Raw genomic sequence first — 16114 nt, 5'->3', positions numbered from 1 at the left:
CGGCTATGTCAAGGTCCACCTCTTCGTGTGGGGGCTGTCACAGGCCCCGGGGCGGGAGGTCCGATTTCCGTGAGCACCGACCTACCGGTCCTGCGCAACTTCATCGGCGGGTCCGGCACGGACACCGCCGACGGCGTGACGTCAGCGGTCGTCGACCCGTGCACCGGTGACGCGTACGCGTACGCCCCGGTCTCCTCCGCCGGTGACGTCGCTGTGGCGATGCAGGCCGCGGAGGACGGCTTCGAGGTGTGGCGGGACAGCACACCGGCCGAACGGCAACGCGCCCTGTTGCGCATCGCCGACGCCGTCGAGGCCCGGTCCGACGAGATCATCGCCGCTGAATGTCGCAACACCGGCAAACCGGTCGAGGCCACCCGGCAGGAGGAGATGGCGCCGCTGCTGGACGAGCTGCGCTTCTTCGCCGGCGCCGCCCGGATGCTGGAGGGCAAGTCTGCCGGGGAGTACCTGCGCGACCACACCTCCTGGGTCCGGCGCGAGCCGATCGGCGTCTGCGCCCAGGTGACGCCGTGGAACTATCCGATGGTCATGGCGGTGTGGAAGTTCGCCCCGGCGATCGCGGCCGGCAATTCGGTGGTGCTCAAGCCCTCCGACACCACGCCGGTCAGCACCCTGCTGCTCGCCGAGATCGCCGCCGAGTTCCTGCCACCGGGCGTACTGAATGTCGTCTGCGGTGACCGGGACACCGGCCGCGCGCTGGTGGTGCACCCCACCCCGCAGCTCGTCTCGATCACCGGCTCCACCCGGGCCGGCATGGAGGTCGCCGCCGCGGCCGCCGCCGACCTCAAGAAGGTCCATCTGGAGCTGGGCGGCAAGGCCCCGGTCATCGTCTTCGACGACGTCGATCTGGAAGCGACCGCCGCCGCCGTGGCCGGCGCGGGCTACTTCAACGCCGGGCAGGACTGCACCGCCGCCACCCGCGTGCTGGTGCACGCCCGGGTCGCGGCCGACTTCACCGACGCCCTGGCCGCCGCGGCCAAGGACACCAAGGTCGGTGGCCCGGCCGACACCAGCGCCTACTTCGGGCCGGTCAACAACGTCGCCCAGCTGGACCGGGTGCGCGGCTTCCTGGACCGCACACCCGACCACGCCCGGGTGGTCACCGGCGGGCGGCGCATCGGTGACCGCGGCTACTTCGTCGAGCCGACCGTCGTGGCCGGCCTGCGCCAGCGCGACGAGATGATCCAGGACGAGATCTTCGGCCCGGTCATCACGGTGCAGGAGTTCGACACCGAGGACGGCGCCGTGCGCTGGGCCAACGACGTGCGCTTCGGCCTGAGCGCGAGCGTCTGGACCCGCGACCACGGCCGGGCGATGCGGGTGTCGCGCCGGCTGAACTTCGGCGCGGTGTGGATCAACACCCATCTGCCGTTCGTGTCGGAGATGCCGCACGGCGGCTACGGCCACTCGGGCTACGGCAAGGACCTCTCGATGTACGGGTTCGAGGAGTACACCCGCATCAAACACGTGATGAGCCATCTGGGCTGACCCGGCCCGCCCGTCCCCCCGCGCGCGAAGAGGTACGCATGACCACTGCTATTGACGAGGACCCCGGCCAACCGGCCATCGAGCTCGCCGGCGTGCACAAGGACTACCTGTCGCACGGCGAGACCGTGCAGGCCGTACGCCGGCTGGACCTGAGGATCGCGCCGAGCGAGTTCTTCTCCCTGCTGGGCCCGTCGGGCTGCGGCAAGACCACCACGATGCGGATGATCGCCGGCTTCGAGGAGCCCACCGGCGGCACGGTGTTCCTGGACGGCCGGGACGTCACCCGCGTCTCGCCCAACAAACGCGACGTCAACATGGTGTTCCAGTCGTACGCGTTGTTCCCGCACCTGAACGCGTACCAGAACGTGGCTTTCGGGTTGGAGCGCAAGAAGGTCGACAAGGCCGAGATCCGCCGCCGGTGCGGCGAGATCATGGAGATCGTCTCGTTGACCGGCATGGAGAAGCGGGCCCCGCGGGAGATGTCCGGCGGGCAGCAACAGCGGGTGGCGCTGGCCCGGGCGCTGGTCAACCGGCCGCGGGCGCTGCTGCTCGACGAGCCGCTGGGCGCCCTGGACCTCAAGCTGCGCCAGCAGATGCAGGTCGAGCTCAAGCGCATCCAGCGCGAGGTCGGCATCACCTTCGTCTACGTGACGCACGACCAGGGCGAGGCGCTGACCATGTCGGACCGCATCGCGGTCATGGACGCGGGCCGCATCGACCAGCTCGGCTCACCGCGCGAGATCTACGAACGGCCGGCGACCCGCTTCGTGGCCGGCTTCATCGGCACCTCGAACCTGCTCGACGGCACGGTCGAGAGCATCACCGGCGACGTCGCCCTGCTGAGCTACGGCGAGGGCGAGCGGGTGCTGGTCCCGGTGAGCGGGGCCATGAAGGTCGGCGACGACCTCGAGGTGTCGGTGCGACCGGAGAAGATCGACCTGTCCCAGGAAGCCCCCGCCGGGACCGGCACCAGCGTGCTCACCGGTGTGGTGACCGAGGTCGTCTACCACGGCACCTCGACCAACTACACGGTCAAGACCTCGGCCGGCCCCGACCTGGTGATCTTCGATCAGAACGCCTACTCCGCCGAGGACCTCGCCGGGCCCGGCGACCGCGTGTACCTCAGCTGGAGCCCTCAGCACTCTTACCCGATCGGAGTCTGATCGTGCAGTCGAACATCCCCGACCCCTCCCTGATCCGCGGCCTGACCCAGCGGCGGCTCGGCCGCCGCGACGCGTTGCGGGTGTCCGGCCTGTCGGCGTTCGCCATGGCGCTGGCCGCCTGCGGCGTCAAGGGCACCGGATCGACCGCGCCGAGCGCCCCCGCCCCCGACGCGGTGGCCAAGTACTGGGCCGGCAAGACCAGCAACGGCAACGTGAACTTCGCCAACTGGCCGCTCTACATGGACCCGAAGCAGCCGGAGCTGAAGAAGTTCACCAAGGCCACCGGCGTCACGGTGAAGTACCAGGAGGTCATCCAGGAGATGGGACCCTGGTTCGCCAAGGTCCAGCCGCAGCTCGCGGCCGGTCAGTCGATCGGCTACGACCTCATGGTGATCACCAACGGCATCCAGTTCAAGCAGTTCGTGGACTCCGGCTTCCTGGCCCCGCTGGACCACTCCAAGCTGCCGAACTACGTGGCCAACGCCGACCCGTCGTACGCGAACACCGCCTACGACAAGGGCAACGTCTACTCCGTGCCGTGGACCTCCGGGATCACCGGCATCGCGTACGACCCGAAGAAGATCACCCGGCCCATCACCAAGCTGGCCGACCTGTGGGACCCGGCGTTCAAGGGCAAGGTCGGCATGTACTCCGACACCCAGGAGCTGGCCAACTTCGGCCTGATGGCGCTCGGCTTGAACCCGGACGAGTCCACCCCGGAGGACTGGAAGAAGGCCGCCGAGAAGCTCAAGGAGCAGAAGAGCGCGGGCCTGGTGCGCAACTACTACGACCAGAGCTACGTGGACGCCCTCGGCAAGGGCGAGGTGTGGATCACCCAGGCGTGGTCCGGCGACATCTTCCAGAAGAACGTCTCCGACGGCACCGACTTCAAGTTCGTGATCCCGGAGGAGGGCGGCACGATCTGGACGGACAACTTCGCCATCCCGATCACCGCGCAGAACCCGCTGGACGCGATCAAGCTGATGGACTTCTTCTACGAGGTGGAGAACGCGGCCACGCTGGCCGAGTACATCAACTACGTCTGCCCGGTGCCGGCCGCGCAGGAGCAGATCAAGAAGGACGCGGCCAAGCTGTCCGGCGACGACAAGGCGGCCATGGAGGCGGTCGCCACCAGCCCGCTCGTCTTCCCGGCGCAGAGCGACTACGCGAAGCTGCACTACTACGTCGATTTCAAGTCGACCGCCGAGCAGCAGCAGTTCCAGAGCATCTTCGAACCGATCGTGCTGGCCTGAGCCGTGTCGCGTTCACGCCGGGTGCTCGCGCCCTACCTGCTGATCCTGCCGGGTGGCCTGTGGCTGCTGCTGTTCTTCGTGATCCCGATGGTGACGATGCTGTCGCTGTCGCTGCAAGAGGGTGACGTCGTCTCCGGGTACGTGTTCACCGGCCACTGGCAGACCTACGTGGACGCGATCGGCAACTACCGCACGCAACTGGTCCGCTCGCTGATCTACGGGGCGATCACCACGATCATCCTGATCGTGCTGGCGTTCCCGGTGGCGTACTGGATCGCCTTCTACGGTGGCCGGCGCAAGCCGACCTACCTGTTCCTGCTGCTGCTGCCGTTCTTCGTGTCGTTCGTGCTGCGCACCATCTCGTGGCGCTACATCCTGACCGACGAGGGCATGCTGCTCGGCCCGTTGAAGAGCGCCGGGCTGCTGCCGGACAGCTTCCACATCCTCGGCACCCCGGTGGCGGTGATCGGCGGGCTGGTCTACAACTTCCTGCCGTTCATGATCCTGCCGGTCTACGTGGCCCTGGAACGCATCGACCCGCGGGTGGTCGAGGCCGCCCGGGACCTGTACGCGGACCCGGCGACCGCCTTCCGCAAGGTGATCCTGCCGCTGGCCCTGCCCGGGGTGTTCGCCGGTGTGCTGATGACCTTCGTGCCGGCCAGCTCCGACTACGTCAACTCCGCGGTGCTGGGCAGTTCGTCGACCACGATGATCGGCCAGGTCATCCAGTCGCAGTACCTGACCAGCTCCAACTATCCGACCGCCTCGGCCCTGTCCTTCACGCTGATGGCGGTGCTGCTGATCGGGGTCTTCGCCTACGCCCGGGCGCTGGGCACGGAGGACGTGATGAAGGTGGCCGCGCGATGACCATGGTCGAGCAAGCCCCCGCGGTCACCCCGCGCCGGTCCCGGCTGACCGGCGGGCGGGCCCTGTACATCTACACCTGGGTGATCATCGCGTGGCTGACGCTGCCGGTGCTCATCATGATCCTGTTCGGCTTCAACGACACCCCGGGCCGCTACAACCAGACCTGGGAGGGCTTCACCCTCAAGTGGTACGGCCGGGTCTTCGCCCTCGACGAACTGACCAAGGCCCTGGTGATCTCGCTGGTCGTCGCGGTGCTCACCGCGGTCGTCGCCGGCGCGCTGGGCACCGGCATCGGCTACGCGCTGGGCCGCTACCGGTTCCGCGGCTCGGGCACGGTCAACCTGATCATGTTCGCCACCATGTCCTCACCCGAGCTGGTGATGGGCGCCTCGCTGCTGACGCTCTTCGTCTCGCTGGGGGTCGGACTGGGCGCCACGACGATCACGATCGCGCACATCATGTTCTCGATCTCGTTCGTCGCGGTGGTGGTGCGGGCCCGGGTGCTGACCCTGGACCGCTCGGTCGAGGAGGCCGCGGCGGACCTGGGCGCCAACCCGTGGACCACGTTCTGGCGGATCACCTTCCCGATCATCATGCCCGCGGTGATGTCCGGCATGCTGCTGGCCTTCGCCCTGAGCATCGACGACTTCGTGGTCACCAACTTCACCGCGGGCACCACCACGACGTTCCCGCTGTGGATCTGGGGTGCGACCCGGGTCGGCCTGCCGCCGCAGGTCAACGTGATGGGCACGCTGATCTTCGTGGGCGGGGTGCTGATCGCGGTGGTGAGCAGCGTACGGTCGCGGCCCCGGAAGAACTCCTGAGTATGGTGGCGCGCGCGCTCGCCGACGCAGTGCCGGAGCCGTACTGGCTCGGGCAGGCGGGCGCGCCGCCGGCCGCCGACCCGCTGGACGGGATCGGCGCGGCGGACCTGGCGGTGGTCGGCGCCGGCTACAGCGGGCTGTGGACGGCGCTGCTGGCCAAGGAACGCGACCCCGGCCGCGACGTCGTGGTGATCGAGGCCGGTACGGCGGGCTGGGCGGCCTCCGGGCGCAACGGCGGGTTCTGCGCGGCCAGCCTCACCCACGGCTTCGACAACGGACTGAGCCGTTTCCCCGACGAGATGGACACCCTCGAGCGGCTCGGCCGGGCGAACCTGGACGGCATCGAGCAGACCGTCCACCGGTACGGGATCGAGTGCGACTTCGCCCGTACCGGGGAGCTCAACGTGGCGACCGCGGACTGGCAGGTACGGGAGCTGGCCGCGTACCACGCCGAGGCGACCGCCCGCGGGCTGGACGTCACGCTGCTGGACTGCGACCAGGTCCGCGCCGAGGTCAACTCCCCCACCTACCTCGGCGGGGTCTGGGACCGCACCGGCTGCGCGATGGTCGACCCGGCCCGTCTGGTCTGGGGACTGCGCCGGGCCTGCCTGGAGCTGGGCGTCCGGATCTACGAGAACTCCCCGGTCGAGCGGATCAGCACCACCCGCGCCGGGCTCAGCCTGCACACCTGGCGGGGCCGGCTGGACGCGGCGAAGATCGCACTGGCCACCGGGGCGCACGGCAACCTGCTGCGCCGCCTGCACCACTACGTCGTCCCGATCTACGACTACGTGCTGATGACCGAACCGCTGACCGCCGCGCAACTCGCCTCGGTGGGCTGGCAGCAGCGCCAAGGCGTGGGCGACGCGGGCAACCAGTTCCACTACTACCGGCTCACCGCGGACAACCGGATCCTGTGGGGCGGCTACGACGCGATCTATTACCGGGGCGGGCGGATCAGCCCGGAACGCGACCAGCGCGAGGCCACCTTCGCGGTGCTGGCCGAGCATTTCGCGCAGACCTTCCCCCAGCTCGACGGCGTGCGTTTCACGCACAAGTGGGGCGGCGTCATCGACACGTGCAGCCGGTTCAGCGGGTTCTTCGGTACGGCGCACAGCGGCCGGCTCGCGTACGCGGTGGGCTACACCGGGCTGGGCGTGGGAGCCACCCGCTTCGGCGCCAACGTGATGCTGGACCTGCTCACCGGCGAGCGGACGGAGCTGACCCGGCTGAAGATGGTGCGCCGCAAGCCGGTGCCGTTCCCGCCGGAACCGGTGCGGTCCGGGGTGATCGAGCTGACCCGCTGGTCGATCGCCCGGGCCGACGCCCACGAGGGTCGCCGTAACGTGTGGCTGCGCACTTTGGACAAGGTCGGCCTCGGCTTCGACTCCTGAGACTGGCCGTACGGCCGGTACGCCCGCGCGAGCCTCTTGGCCATCATGTCGGGGTGCCGATGTGGTGGAAACGTCCCCGGGTGTGGTTCTTCGTCCTTTTGATCATCGCCGTTTCCGCCGCGGCGGCGCTGTCCTGGTTCCTCACCGAGGAGGGCCGCCAGCACGCCGACCAGTGGTCGAGCATCATCTTCGGCGGTACCGCGGCCGCCGCCGTGCTGGTGACAGCGCTGCGCTGGCTGTGGCTGCAGGACACCGGCCCGACCGGAACGGTGACGCCGGAACGGCTCGCGGCCGCCCAGGCCGTGCTGGCCCGTGCCCAGATCGAGCAGTGGACGGCTGAGGAAGTCGCGCGTCAGATCCAGGACCCGTGGCCGCTGCGCGTGCGATGGCAGGTGAGCCGCCGGGCCCGGCTGGTCATGGCCAGCTGGGCAGCGGTCCGGGGCGCACCGGACGCCGGCGAGCTTCCGCTCGAAGGCACCTATGACCGGATCGCCGACGTCTTCGACCACCCGGACTCGCCCCGCCGCCTGGTCGTGCTCGGCGAGCCCGGGGCCGGCAAGTCCATGCTGGTGCTGCACCTGACGCTGCAACTGCTGCACCGCCGCGGCGAGCACGATCCGGTGCCGGTGCTGCTGCCGGTGGCGGGCTGGGACCCGGCGCAGCCGCTGGACGAGTGGATCGCCGCCCGGCTGGCCACCGACCACCGGCTGCTGTCCACGGCGGTGGAGGCCCCCGGCGGCACCCGGCGCACGCTGGCCCGCGAACTGGTGGCCCGCGGCATGATCCTGCCGATCCTGGACGGCCTCGACGAGATCGGCCCGAGCCACCACAGCCGCGCGCTGACCGCGATCTCCGCGGCCGCCGGATCCGGCGCCAGGTTCGTGCTGACCAGCCGGACCAGGGCGTACGAGCGGGCGGTGCACGACTCGACGCCGCTGGCCCGTACGCCGGTCGTCGAACTGCAACCGATGACCCCCGACGACGCGGCCCGCTACCTGACGGACGGCACCGACCAGCCGATCCCCCGATGGAACCCGGTGCTGGCCCGGCTGGCCGCCGGTGACGACTCGCCGCTGGCGCAGACCCTGTCCACGCCGCTGATGATCTGGCTCGCTCGCGTGGTCTACCAGCACCGCGACAGCGATCCCGGCGAGCTCGTCACCGCCGGCTGGGCGACATCGCGGGCCGGCATCGAGAAGCACCTGCTGCAACAGCTGGTCCCGGCGGCGTACACGGCGGCGGTCGGCGGTCGTCCGGGCCGTACCGTCGCCGAGGCCGACCGGGCCCGGCGCCGCCTCACCACGCTCGCCCGCCACCTGGGCCGCGAGCAGACCTACGACCTGGCCTGGTGGCAGCTGAACGAGGTTCCCCCCGGCCCAGCCGTGGAGGCCATGACAGTCCTCGCCACCGGTGTTGCCATTCTCGCCGGCCTGACCCTCTGCATCTTCGGCATCGTCGGCATGGTGGACCTGCAGGCGCTGTACCCCCACCTGGGCTGGCTGTGGGGCGGGCTCAACGCCGGGCTCGCCGTCGCCCTCACCACGGGTCTGATCCGCCGGGTGTTCGAGAGTCCGCGCGCTCCCCGGCGCATCCAGGTCACCCTGGGCCGCGCCGCATGGCTCTTCATCGCCTGCCCGATCGGCCTGGTGGCCGTCCTCGCCGGGGAGCCCGTGGCGGGAATCCTGGGCACCCTGACCGCCGGGCTGTGCACACCCCTGGTGTCCGGAAGCATCCACGCGGGCGGCAACGATCAACGCGGTCTGAGTCCTGCCGCGCTGCTGGCCGACGACCGCAATTCCGCTTTCGTGGCCCTGGCGACCAGCCTCCTGCTCGCCGCCACCGTCTGGTCCACCCTGGGGGCGTCGAGCGGTGAGCCGGTGCTCGACGCCCTGTTCTTCGGCGTCCTCTGGCTTTTCCTGCCGGTCGCCGTGGTGATCTCCAGCGCCTGGGGTCAGTTCTGTGTCGTCCGTGCGGTGCTGTTCCTCTGCGGACGGGCTCCCCTGCGGCTGATGGGCTTTCTCGGTGAGGCGCACGACCGTGGGGTCCTGCGGCAGGCCGGCGGCGTCCACCAGTTCCGCCACAACCTGCTGCAGGACCACCTGGCCGCCCGTTCCGCTACCGGCTCAGCAGACCGCGCAACGCCTTGACCACCTCGGCCGGGGCCTCCTCCGCCATGTAGTGGCCGCACGAGACCGTACGGTGCTCCAGGTCCGGCGCCCAGGCCCGCCAGATGCCCGCCGCGTCGAAGCCCAGCGCCGCACCCCAGTCCTGCTGCAGCACCGTGACCGGCATCCGCAGCTGCCTGCCCGCCGCCCGGTCGGCGCGGTCGTGCTCCACGTCGATGCCGGCCGAGGCGCGGTAGTCGGCAACGATCGACGGGACCGCCTCGCGGCAGGCCCGCAGGTACGCGGCGCGCACCTCGGCCGGAATCGCCTGCGGGTCCTGGGTCCAGATGTCGAGGAAGTGGCCGAAGAAGGCGTCCGGGGCGGCACCGATCAGCTCCTCGGGCAGCCCGGGCGGCTGCGCCATCAGGTACAGGTGGAAGCCCACCGCGGCGCTGACGCCGTGCATGACGTCCCACATGTCCAGCGTCGGGAGCACGTCCAGCGAGGCGAGGTGGGTGACCGCTTCCGGGTGGTCCAGCCCGGCCCGGATGGCGACCAGCGCGCCACGGTCGTGCCCGGCCAGGGCGAAACGGTCGTGGCCCAGCGCGCGGGCCAGCGCCACGATGTCGGCGGCCATGGTCCGCTTCGCGTACGCGTCGCCGGCGGGCTTGTCGCTCGCGCCGTAGCCACGCAGGTCGGGACAGATGACGGTGTGGTCGGCGGCGAGGTCGGCGGCGACGTGCCGCCACATCAGGTGGGTCTGCGGGAAGCCGTGCAGCAGCACGATCGGGCTGCCCGAGCCGCCGACCGCGACGTTGAGCGCCACGTCCTCGGCGACGGTGACCCGTTGGTAGTCGAATCCGGTGATCGAAGGGTTCATGCCGGCCAGGCTGCCCGGGCGGGATCAGCAGTGGATGAGCAGCGGATCAACGCGCTGCTTAGATGGGGTCATGGTGGCCTTCGGCGTGCTCGGACCCGTGCGGGCGAGCACCGCGCTGGGCCCCGTACCGCTGAAGGGTCGCCGGCACCGGGCCGTGCTGGCCCGCCTGCTGATCGCGCGCGGCCGGGTCGTGCCGGTCGACCTGCTGGTCGACGACCTGTGGGAGCAGCCCCCGCCGGGGGCGGTCCCGGCGCTGCGCACCTTCGTGTCGGATCTGCGCCGGGCCCTGGAGCCCGACCGCCCACCGCGGCAGCCGGCCCGGCTGCTGGTCACGGCACCGCCGGGGTACGCGCTGACGGCGGCCCCGGACGCGGTGGACGCCTGGCGGTTCGAGGCGGCGGTGCTCGCGTCGGGCGATCTGCTCGCCGCCGGGGACGCGGCCCGGGCGCTGGCCGAGCTGGACGCGGCGCTCGCGCTCTGGCAAGGACCCGCGTACGCGGAGTACGCCGACCAGCACTGGGCCCGCGCCGAGACCGACCGCCTCGACGAGCTCCGCATGCTGGCGACCGAACGCCGCGCCGAGGCCCTGCTCGCCCTGGGCCGGCCCGCCGACGCCGCCTCGGACCTGCAGGCCCACGCCACCGCCCAGCCGTTACGCGAGGACGTCTGGCAGCTGTTGGCCACCGCCCTCTACCGGGCCGGACGCCAGGGCGAGGCGCTGGCCGCCCTCCGCCGGATCCGTGCGACGCTGGCGACCGACCTGGGCGTGGATCCTGGCCCGCGCCTGCGCAAACTCGAGACCGACATCCTGGCCCAGGCGCCGCACCTGAGCCCGCCCGAGCCCGCCGCGCCGCCTGAACCCGTCGCGTCGCGCGAGCCCGTCGCGTCGCGCGAGCCCGTCGCGTCGCGCGAGCCCGTCGCGTCGCCCGAGCCCGTCGCGTCGCGTCGCTCGCCTGAACCGGCGCTCGTAGGTCGTGAGGACGAGCTGGCCGAGCTGATGCGGGCGGCCGAGGGCGTCGCCGCGCGGGGCCGGTCCGGGCTCGCGCTGATCTCCGGCGAGGCCGGTGCCGGCAAGACCGCCCTGGCCGAGGCCCTGACCCACCGGCTGGCCAAGCTCGGCTGGACGGCCACCTGGGGACGCAGCCCCGACTACGAGGGCGCGCCGGTGACCTGGCCGGGCACGCTCGACGTGCCGGAGCCGGCCGGGGATCCCGCTGTGGCCCGGCTCCGGCGGCGGCAGGCTGCGGTGGCCCAGCTGACCGCACCCGCGGAGCACGGTCCGGTGCTGCTGGTCGCCGACGACCTGCATTTGGCGGATGAGGCGACCCTGGACCTGGTCGCCGCGCTGGCGGTGGAGCCGATGCCGGTGCTCGTGGTGGGGACGTTCCGGGCGACCGAGATCACGGCGGAGCTGACGGCGGCGTTGGCCCGGTTCGCTCGTACTGAGCCGGTGCGGGTGTATCTGAGCGGGCTTGACGAGGTGGGGACGGCGGCGCTGGCCCGTACCGTCGTGGGGGCCGGCCTGGACGCGCCGGCTGCGCGGTTGATCCATCGCCGGAGCGGCGGTAATCCGTTCTTTGTGCGCGAGCTGGCGCGGCTGGTCGTCGCCGAGGGTGAAGCGGCCCTGGAGCAGGTGCCGGCTGGGGTTCGCGACGTCATCCGGCACCGCCTTGCTCGGCTGCCTGAGCCGGCGCAGACCGTGTTGCGGCAGGCTTCGGTGCTCGGCCGTGACGTTGACGCGGATGTGCTGGCTGCGCTCCCCGGGCTGGCCGACGACGCTTTGGATGGCCTCGACGCCGGTCTGCGGGCTGGTCTGCTCGCTGAGGACGGGCCTGGTGGGCAGCTCAGGTTCACTCATGTGCTGGTTCGGGACACGGTTTATGGGGACCTGTCCGCGTTGCGTCGCGCTCATTGGCATGCCGCTGCGGGTGCGGTGTTGGAACGGCTGCATCCTTCGGACGTCGCTGCGCTTGCCCATCACTTTGCCCGTGCGGGGACGCTGGGCACTGCGGCGCGAGCTGCGCACTACAGCGGGGTGGCGGCTGAGCTGGCGGAACGTGGTTCTCGGCCGCATGAGGCGGTTCGGTTGTGGCGGCAGGCCTTGGATGCGTATGACCGCAGTGCGCAGGCGGACGGCGGCCCCGCCCGGCCCGCTGACGGCGGTCCGGGGCGGATGGCTGACGGCCGGGGGCGGTTGGCGGCTGTTATGGGGTTGGGGCGGGCCTTGGCCGTGACGGGGCATCTGGATGAGGCGCGCCGGCACCGGGCCGAGGCCGTCGCCGCCGTCCGGCAGGTCGACGATCCGGACCTGGCCGCGAGCGTCCTCGCCGCCTTCGACGTGCCGGCGGTCTGGACCCGCAACGACGACGACCGGCTCTCCGCGCAGATCGTCGAGCTGGCCGAACGCACCCTGGCCGCCCTCGGCCCGGACCGGCCGGAGCAGCGCAGCCGGCTGCTCAGCACGATCGCGCTGGAGCTGCGCGGCACCACCACCGACCGCGGGGAACGGGCGGCGCGGGAGGCCGAGGCCATCGCCCGGCGGACCGGGGATCCGGGGCTGCTGGCGTTCGCGCTCAACGCGCGGTTCATGCACACGTTCGGCCGGACCGGGCTGGCTGGGGAGCGGGCCGGCATCGGCGCTGAACTGGTCGCGGTAGCCGCCCGGCACGAGCTGGTCACGTTCGAGGTCCTCGGGCATCTCATCCTGGTCCAGGCACACAGCGCGCTCGGTGAGCCTGCTGTCGCCGATGCCCACGCGCAGGCGGCCGACCAGCTCGCCGAACGTTACGACCTGCCGCTCGTCGGGGTGCTGACCCAGTGGTATCGCGCGCTGCGGCTGGCTCTGGACGGCCGGACCGGCGAGGCGGCGGTCGCGTACCGGGCGGCTCAGGCCAGGTTGAACGGCAGCGGCATGCCGGGGATGGCGGACGGGCTGCTTGCGCTGGCGCTGCTCAGCCTGGATCTGGACGGTGCGCCGGAGGGTGACTTCGGCCCGTACGAGCCTTGGGCTCGGCCCTTGGTGCTGCTCGCCGGCGGTGGTCGGGAGCGGGCGGCGGCTGTTCTGCGCGCGGTCCCCGAGTCGCCGCACGACCTGTTGTGGGAAGCGCGACTGTGTCTGGTGGCCGTCGCCGCCCAGGTCCTCGACGATCAGGACACGCTCGCCCGGGTCCGCGCGGAACTCCGCCCAGCCGCCGGAGAACTCGCCGGAGCCGGCAGCGGCGTGATCACCCTCGGTCCAGTCACCGATTACCTGGGGCAACAACCCCCTCGTCCATCCTGACCGATCGTTCCGGTCGACGGTCACCCCGGGCCTCCGAACAGTCAGGAATGCCCCCTACCAACGTCGATTTCCGGCCCGGGCGCCCTTCATCGCGATGCCGAACGCGAATAAGCCAGGGAGGATGCATCGGTAGGTCGATCAAGGGAGTGACCAGGCATGGCGCAGATCCACCACTTCGAGCACGGCTGGCTGACGCCGACGTTCAGCTACACGCTGTCCGTGCTGGGCTCATTGCTCGGGCTGGTGTGCGCTGTCCGGCTGCGCACGGCGCCGAGCGCCGGCTGGCGCGCCTGGTGGCTCACCCTCGCGGCGGTCGCGATCGGCGGCACCGGCATCTGGACCATGCACTTCGTGGCGATGCTGGGCTTCAGCGTGGTGGGCATGCCGATCCGGTACGACGTACCGGTGACCGCCCTGAGCGCCCTGATCGCCATCGGTGCCGTCGCCATCGGCCTGTCGATCGCCGCCCGCGGCACAAAGGTCCAGGGCGCCCGCCTGATCATCGGCGGCCTCTTCGCCGGCCTGGGCGTGGCAGCAATGCACTTCACCGGCATGTACGCGATGCACCTCGACGGCACCATCGACTACATGACCAGCCGCGTCGTGGCGGCGGTAGCGATCGCGGTGGTGGCGGCGACCGTGGCGCTGTGGCTGGCCATGACGGTCCAGCGCCCCCTGGCGATCCTGGCGTCGGCACTGGTCATGGGGATCGCGGTCAACGGCATGCACTTCACGGGCATGTCCGCGATGTCGGTCCATCCGGACCCCGCGGCGACCGGCGCGTCGGTGACGGGGGCGAACGCGAGCACGCTGCTCATCCCGATCGGCCTGACGGTCATCTTCGGCGTCCTGGGCCTGGTGTACGCCCTGATGGCGGCGCCGACCGAGGAAGACCGGGCGGCGGCCGCGTACCTGGCCGCGCGGCTGGAGCGCGAGAACGACGACGACCTGTACGAGCCGGCGCCGCAGCAGGGACCCAACGGGCGGCGGATGCCGACGGGTGGGGCTGCTTGGACTTTCCGGGATCGCGCGGGCCAGTAGCCGCTGCGTTTCCCGCGGGCGTCGATCATTTGCTGATCGGCGCCCGTCGCGCATTTCAGCCTGCCGAGCGTCCCCGCTCACGCCAAACGGCGGAAGGGCCAGCCGCATCACGCGACTGACCCTTCCGACCTGACTGCTCTGGGGTGACCGACGGGACTTGAACCCGCGACCCCCGGGACCACAACCCGGTGCTCTACCAGCTGAGCTACGACCACCATGCCGCCTTGCCGCGGAACCCCGCGGCGCGTGCCGGACAAGCATAGCGGCAGCACCCACCGAGTCGTCGACCGGGTTACCGCTCGGCGTGGCTCACAGCTCCGCCGCGATCGCCCGGGCCTGGTCGACGTCCGGGCCCGGCAGCGGCACGAACACCGTGCGGCGGTAGTACTCGAGCTCGCGGATGCTCTCGCGGATGTCGGCCAGGGCCCGGTGCGCCAAGCCCTTCTGCGGCTGGCCGAAGTACACCCGCGGGTACCAGCGGCGGGCCAGCTCCTTGATCGAGGAGACGTCGATCATGCGGTAGTGCAGGAAGTCGTCCAGCGCCGGCATGTCGCGGGCCAGGAAACCCCGGTCGGTGGCGATGGAATTGCCACACAGCGGCGCCGAGCGGGGATTGGGCACAAACTGCTTGATGTACGCGAGGACGGCCTCTTCGGCCTCCGCCATGGTGACCGTGGAACGGCGCACCTCGTCGGTGAGGCCGGACTTGGCGTGCATGTCGCGCACGACCTCCGGCATCGCGTCCAGGGCCGCGTCGTCGGCATGGATGACGAGGTCGATGCCGTCGCCGAGAACGTCGAGATCGGGACCGGTCACCAACGCGGCCACCTCGATCAGGGCATCTTTGCCCAGGTCGAGACCCGTCATCTCACAGTCGATCCACACCAGAAGATCCGCCACCCGCTCAGCCTACGCGCCGGGCGGAAACCGTGTCGCCGCGTCCGCCGTACCCACCCGCCGGGGACACCACACCCGCACCGGGCACGTTCACCCTGGATTGTCCGTATTAGCCCCAGGACTACCCAGTTCTGCCGTCCAGGGGTTAAAGTGTGCTTAACGGACGAAGCCCCCCTTCGGTTACTCCGTTCCCCCGGTAAAAGGGCCCTCCGCGTCGGCAGCGCGGAGGGCCCTTTTCGGATATCTGAAGTTGTGCACCGACCCACTGGGCGGCCGCAACCCTTCAAGGGTCACGGCCGCCCCGGCTTACGCCCGGTCAGTCCTTCGAACGCGAGCCACCCTTACGCGGCGGCCGGGTGACCTTGATCGGCGGCTCCTGGGTGGCCGGATCAGGCGCGGGAAGCCCGGAAGCAGTGACATTCTTCCGCCGCCGCCGAGCGGCCGAGTCACCCCCGAGCAACTCCGCAACCTCGGCCTTGTACGCCGCCAGCCGCGAAAGCGAACCGTCCGGCTTGCGCTTGCCCTTGTCGCCCTTGTCCGCCTCGCCCTGGCCGACCTCAGCCTTGCCCGCCTCAGCCTTGCCCGCCTCAGCCTTGTCCCGGTCAACCTTGTCCCGGTCGACCTTTTCCCGCTCAGCCTTGTCCCGCTCGGCCTTGTCCGCGTCGGCCTGGTGCGCTCCGGCCTTGTCAGCGTCAACCCCGGTCGACTTGGCCTTATCGGTCGCTTCCGTGCCATCGGCAGGGCGTGCGTCAGCCGGACGTGCGTCAGCCGGACGAGCATCCGCCGGGCGGGCGTCAGCCGGGCGGGTGTCAGCCAGGCGAGCATCCGCCGGACGACTGTCGGTCGGGCGGGTGTCAGCCAGGCTGGCATCCGCTGGGCGGCTGTCGGCCGGGCGTGCGTCAGC

12 protein-coding genes and 1 tRNA gene are annotated in these 16114 nt (G+C 71.1%); 9 read left to right on the top strand and 4 right to left on the bottom strand.

Annotated elements, in window-relative coordinates:
• The first annotated feature begins 69 nt into the window (after nt 1-69).
• The 7 genes from ACQP2Y_RS06710 to ACQP2Y_RS06680 are packed head-to-tail and all read left to right on the top strand — an operon-like array spanning nt 70 to nt 9154.
• Nucleotides 70-1506 carry a gamma-aminobutyraldehyde dehydrogenase gene (locus ACQP2Y_RS06710; protein ID WP_433725544.1) on the top strand — a complete coding sequence of 479 codons (1437 nt, stop codon included), beginning with the start codon at nt 70-72 and terminating at the stop codon, nt 1504-1506.
• Nucleotides 1507-1544: 38 nt separating this feature from the next.
• Nucleotides 1545-2669 carry an ABC transporter ATP-binding protein gene (locus tag ACQP2Y_RS06705; protein WP_433725542.1) on the top strand — a complete coding sequence of 375 codons (1125 nt, stop codon included), beginning with the start codon at nt 1545-1547 and terminating at the stop codon, nt 2667-2669.
• A gap of 41 nt (nt 2670-2710) precedes the next feature.
• A complete protein-coding gene (locus tag ACQP2Y_RS06700) occupies nt 2711-3922 on the top strand; it encodes a polyamine ABC transporter substrate-binding protein (RefSeq protein ID WP_433731797.1) in 1212 nt (403 codons plus the stop codon).
• 3 nt (nt 3923-3925) lie between these two features.
• A complete protein-coding gene (locus ACQP2Y_RS06695) occupies nt 3926-4789 on the top strand; it encodes an ABC transporter permease (RefSeq protein ID WP_433725540.1) in 864 nt (287 codons plus the stop codon).
• Complete coding sequence (locus ACQP2Y_RS06690; protein WP_433725538.1) at nt 4786-5613, top strand: ABC transporter permease; 828 nt, start codon at nt 4786-4788, stop codon at nt 5611-5613. Before ACQP2Y_RS06695 ends, ACQP2Y_RS06690 begins: the two co-directional genes overlap by 4 nt.
• 2 nt (nt 5614-5615) lie before the next feature.
• The gene (locus tag ACQP2Y_RS06685) at nt 5616-7007 is read left to right on the top strand and encodes an NAD(P)/FAD-dependent oxidoreductase (RefSeq protein WP_433725536.1); all 1392 of its coding nucleotides are present in this window, start codon (nt 5616-5618) and stop codon (nt 7005-7007) included.
• Nucleotides 7008-7066: 59 nt separating this feature from the next.
• A complete protein-coding gene (locus ACQP2Y_RS06680) occupies nt 7067-9154 on the top strand; it encodes an NACHT domain-containing protein (protein ID WP_433731795.1) in 2088 nt (695 codons plus the stop codon).
• On the opposite strand, the gene ACQP2Y_RS06675 is transcribed toward ACQP2Y_RS06680, so the two are convergent.
• Nucleotides 9123-9992, bottom strand: a complete 870-nt coding sequence (locus ACQP2Y_RS06675) for an alpha/beta fold hydrolase (protein WP_433725534.1) — start codon at nt 9990-9992, stop codon at nt 9123-9125. The genes ACQP2Y_RS06680 and ACQP2Y_RS06675 overlap by 32 nt on opposite strands.
• 70 nt (nt 9993-10062) lie before the next feature.
• Here ACQP2Y_RS06675 and ACQP2Y_RS06670 point away from each other — a divergent pair, with 70 nt between their 5' ends.
• Both ACQP2Y_RS06670 and ACQP2Y_RS06665 read left to right on the top strand, forming a co-directional pair.
• Complete coding sequence (locus tag ACQP2Y_RS06670; protein ID WP_433725532.1) at nt 10063-13272, top strand: BTAD domain-containing putative transcriptional regulator; 3210 nt, start codon at nt 10063-10065, stop codon at nt 13270-13272.
• Between the two features lie 156 nt (nt 13273-13428).
• Nucleotides 13429-14313 (top strand): MHYT domain-containing protein, encoded by an 885-nt coding sequence (locus ACQP2Y_RS06665; RefSeq protein WP_433725530.1) that lies wholly within the window; start codon nt 13429-13431, stop codon nt 14311-14313.
• A gap of 139 nt (nt 14314-14452) precedes the next feature.
• On the opposite strand, the gene ACQP2Y_RS06660 is transcribed toward ACQP2Y_RS06665, so the two are convergent.
• The 3 genes from ACQP2Y_RS06660 to ACQP2Y_RS06650 all read right to left on the bottom strand — a co-directional run bounded on the left by ACQP2Y_RS06660 (nt 14453) and on the right by ACQP2Y_RS06650 (nt 15945).
• Nucleotides 14453-14528 (bottom strand) — tRNA-His (locus tag ACQP2Y_RS06660).
• A gap of 94 nt (nt 14529-14622) precedes the next feature.
• Nucleotides 14623-15180, bottom strand: a complete 558-nt coding sequence (orn, locus tag ACQP2Y_RS06655; protein ID WP_433731793.1) for an oligoribonuclease — start codon at nt 15178-15180, stop codon at nt 14623-14625.
• A gap of 336 nt (nt 15181-15516) precedes the next feature.
• Entirely contained in the window at nt 15517-15945 is a 429-nt protein-coding gene (locus tag ACQP2Y_RS06650) for a pentapeptide repeat-containing protein (protein ID WP_433731791.1), read from the bottom strand.
• Nucleotides 15946-16114 lie beyond the last annotated feature (169 nt).

Source organism: Actinoplanes sp. CA-051413 (assembly GCF_050955795.1).
Lineage (GTDB): Bacteria > Actinomycetota > Actinomycetes > Mycobacteriales > Micromonosporaceae > Actinoplanes.
Note: the sequence above shows the minus strand (reverse complement) of the source record. Positions and strands in the feature narration are given on the sequence as shown.

Excerpts from the sequence above, each read along its gene's own strand:
- orn (WP_433731793.1), bottom strand. The coding sequence starts at position 15,180 with ATGACGGGTCTCGACCTGGGCAAAGATGCCCTGATCGAGGTGGCCGCG.
- ACQP2Y_RS06705 (WP_433725542.1), top strand. The coding sequence starts at position 1,545 with ATGACCACTGCTATTGACGAGGACCCCGGCCAACCGGCCATCGAGCTC.
- ACQP2Y_RS06690 (WP_433725538.1), top strand. The coding sequence starts at position 4,786 with ATGACCATGGTCGAGCAAGCCCCCGCGGTCACCCCGCGCCGGTCCCGG.
- ACQP2Y_RS06670 (WP_433725532.1), top strand. The coding sequence starts at position 10,063 with ATGGTGGCCTTCGGCGTGCTCGGACCCGTGCGGGCGAGCACCGCGCTG.
- ACQP2Y_RS06665 (WP_433725530.1), top strand. The coding sequence starts at position 13,429 with ATGGCGCAGATCCACCACTTCGAGCACGGCTGGCTGACGCCGACGTTC.
- ACQP2Y_RS06680 (WP_433731795.1), top strand. The coding sequence starts at position 7,067 with ATGTGGTGGAAACGTCCCCGGGTGTGGTTCTTCGTCCTTTTGATCATC.
- ACQP2Y_RS06650 (WP_433731791.1), bottom strand. The coding sequence starts at position 15,945 with ATGGCACGGAAGCGACCGATAAGGCCAAGTCGACCGGGGTTGACGCTG.
- ACQP2Y_RS06675 (WP_433725534.1), bottom strand. The coding sequence starts at position 9,992 with ATGAACCCTTCGATCACCGGATTCGACTACCAACGGGTCACCGTCGCC.
- ACQP2Y_RS06685 (WP_433725536.1), top strand. The coding sequence starts at position 5,616 with ATGGTGGCGCGCGCGCTCGCCGACGCAGTGCCGGAGCCGTACTGGCTC.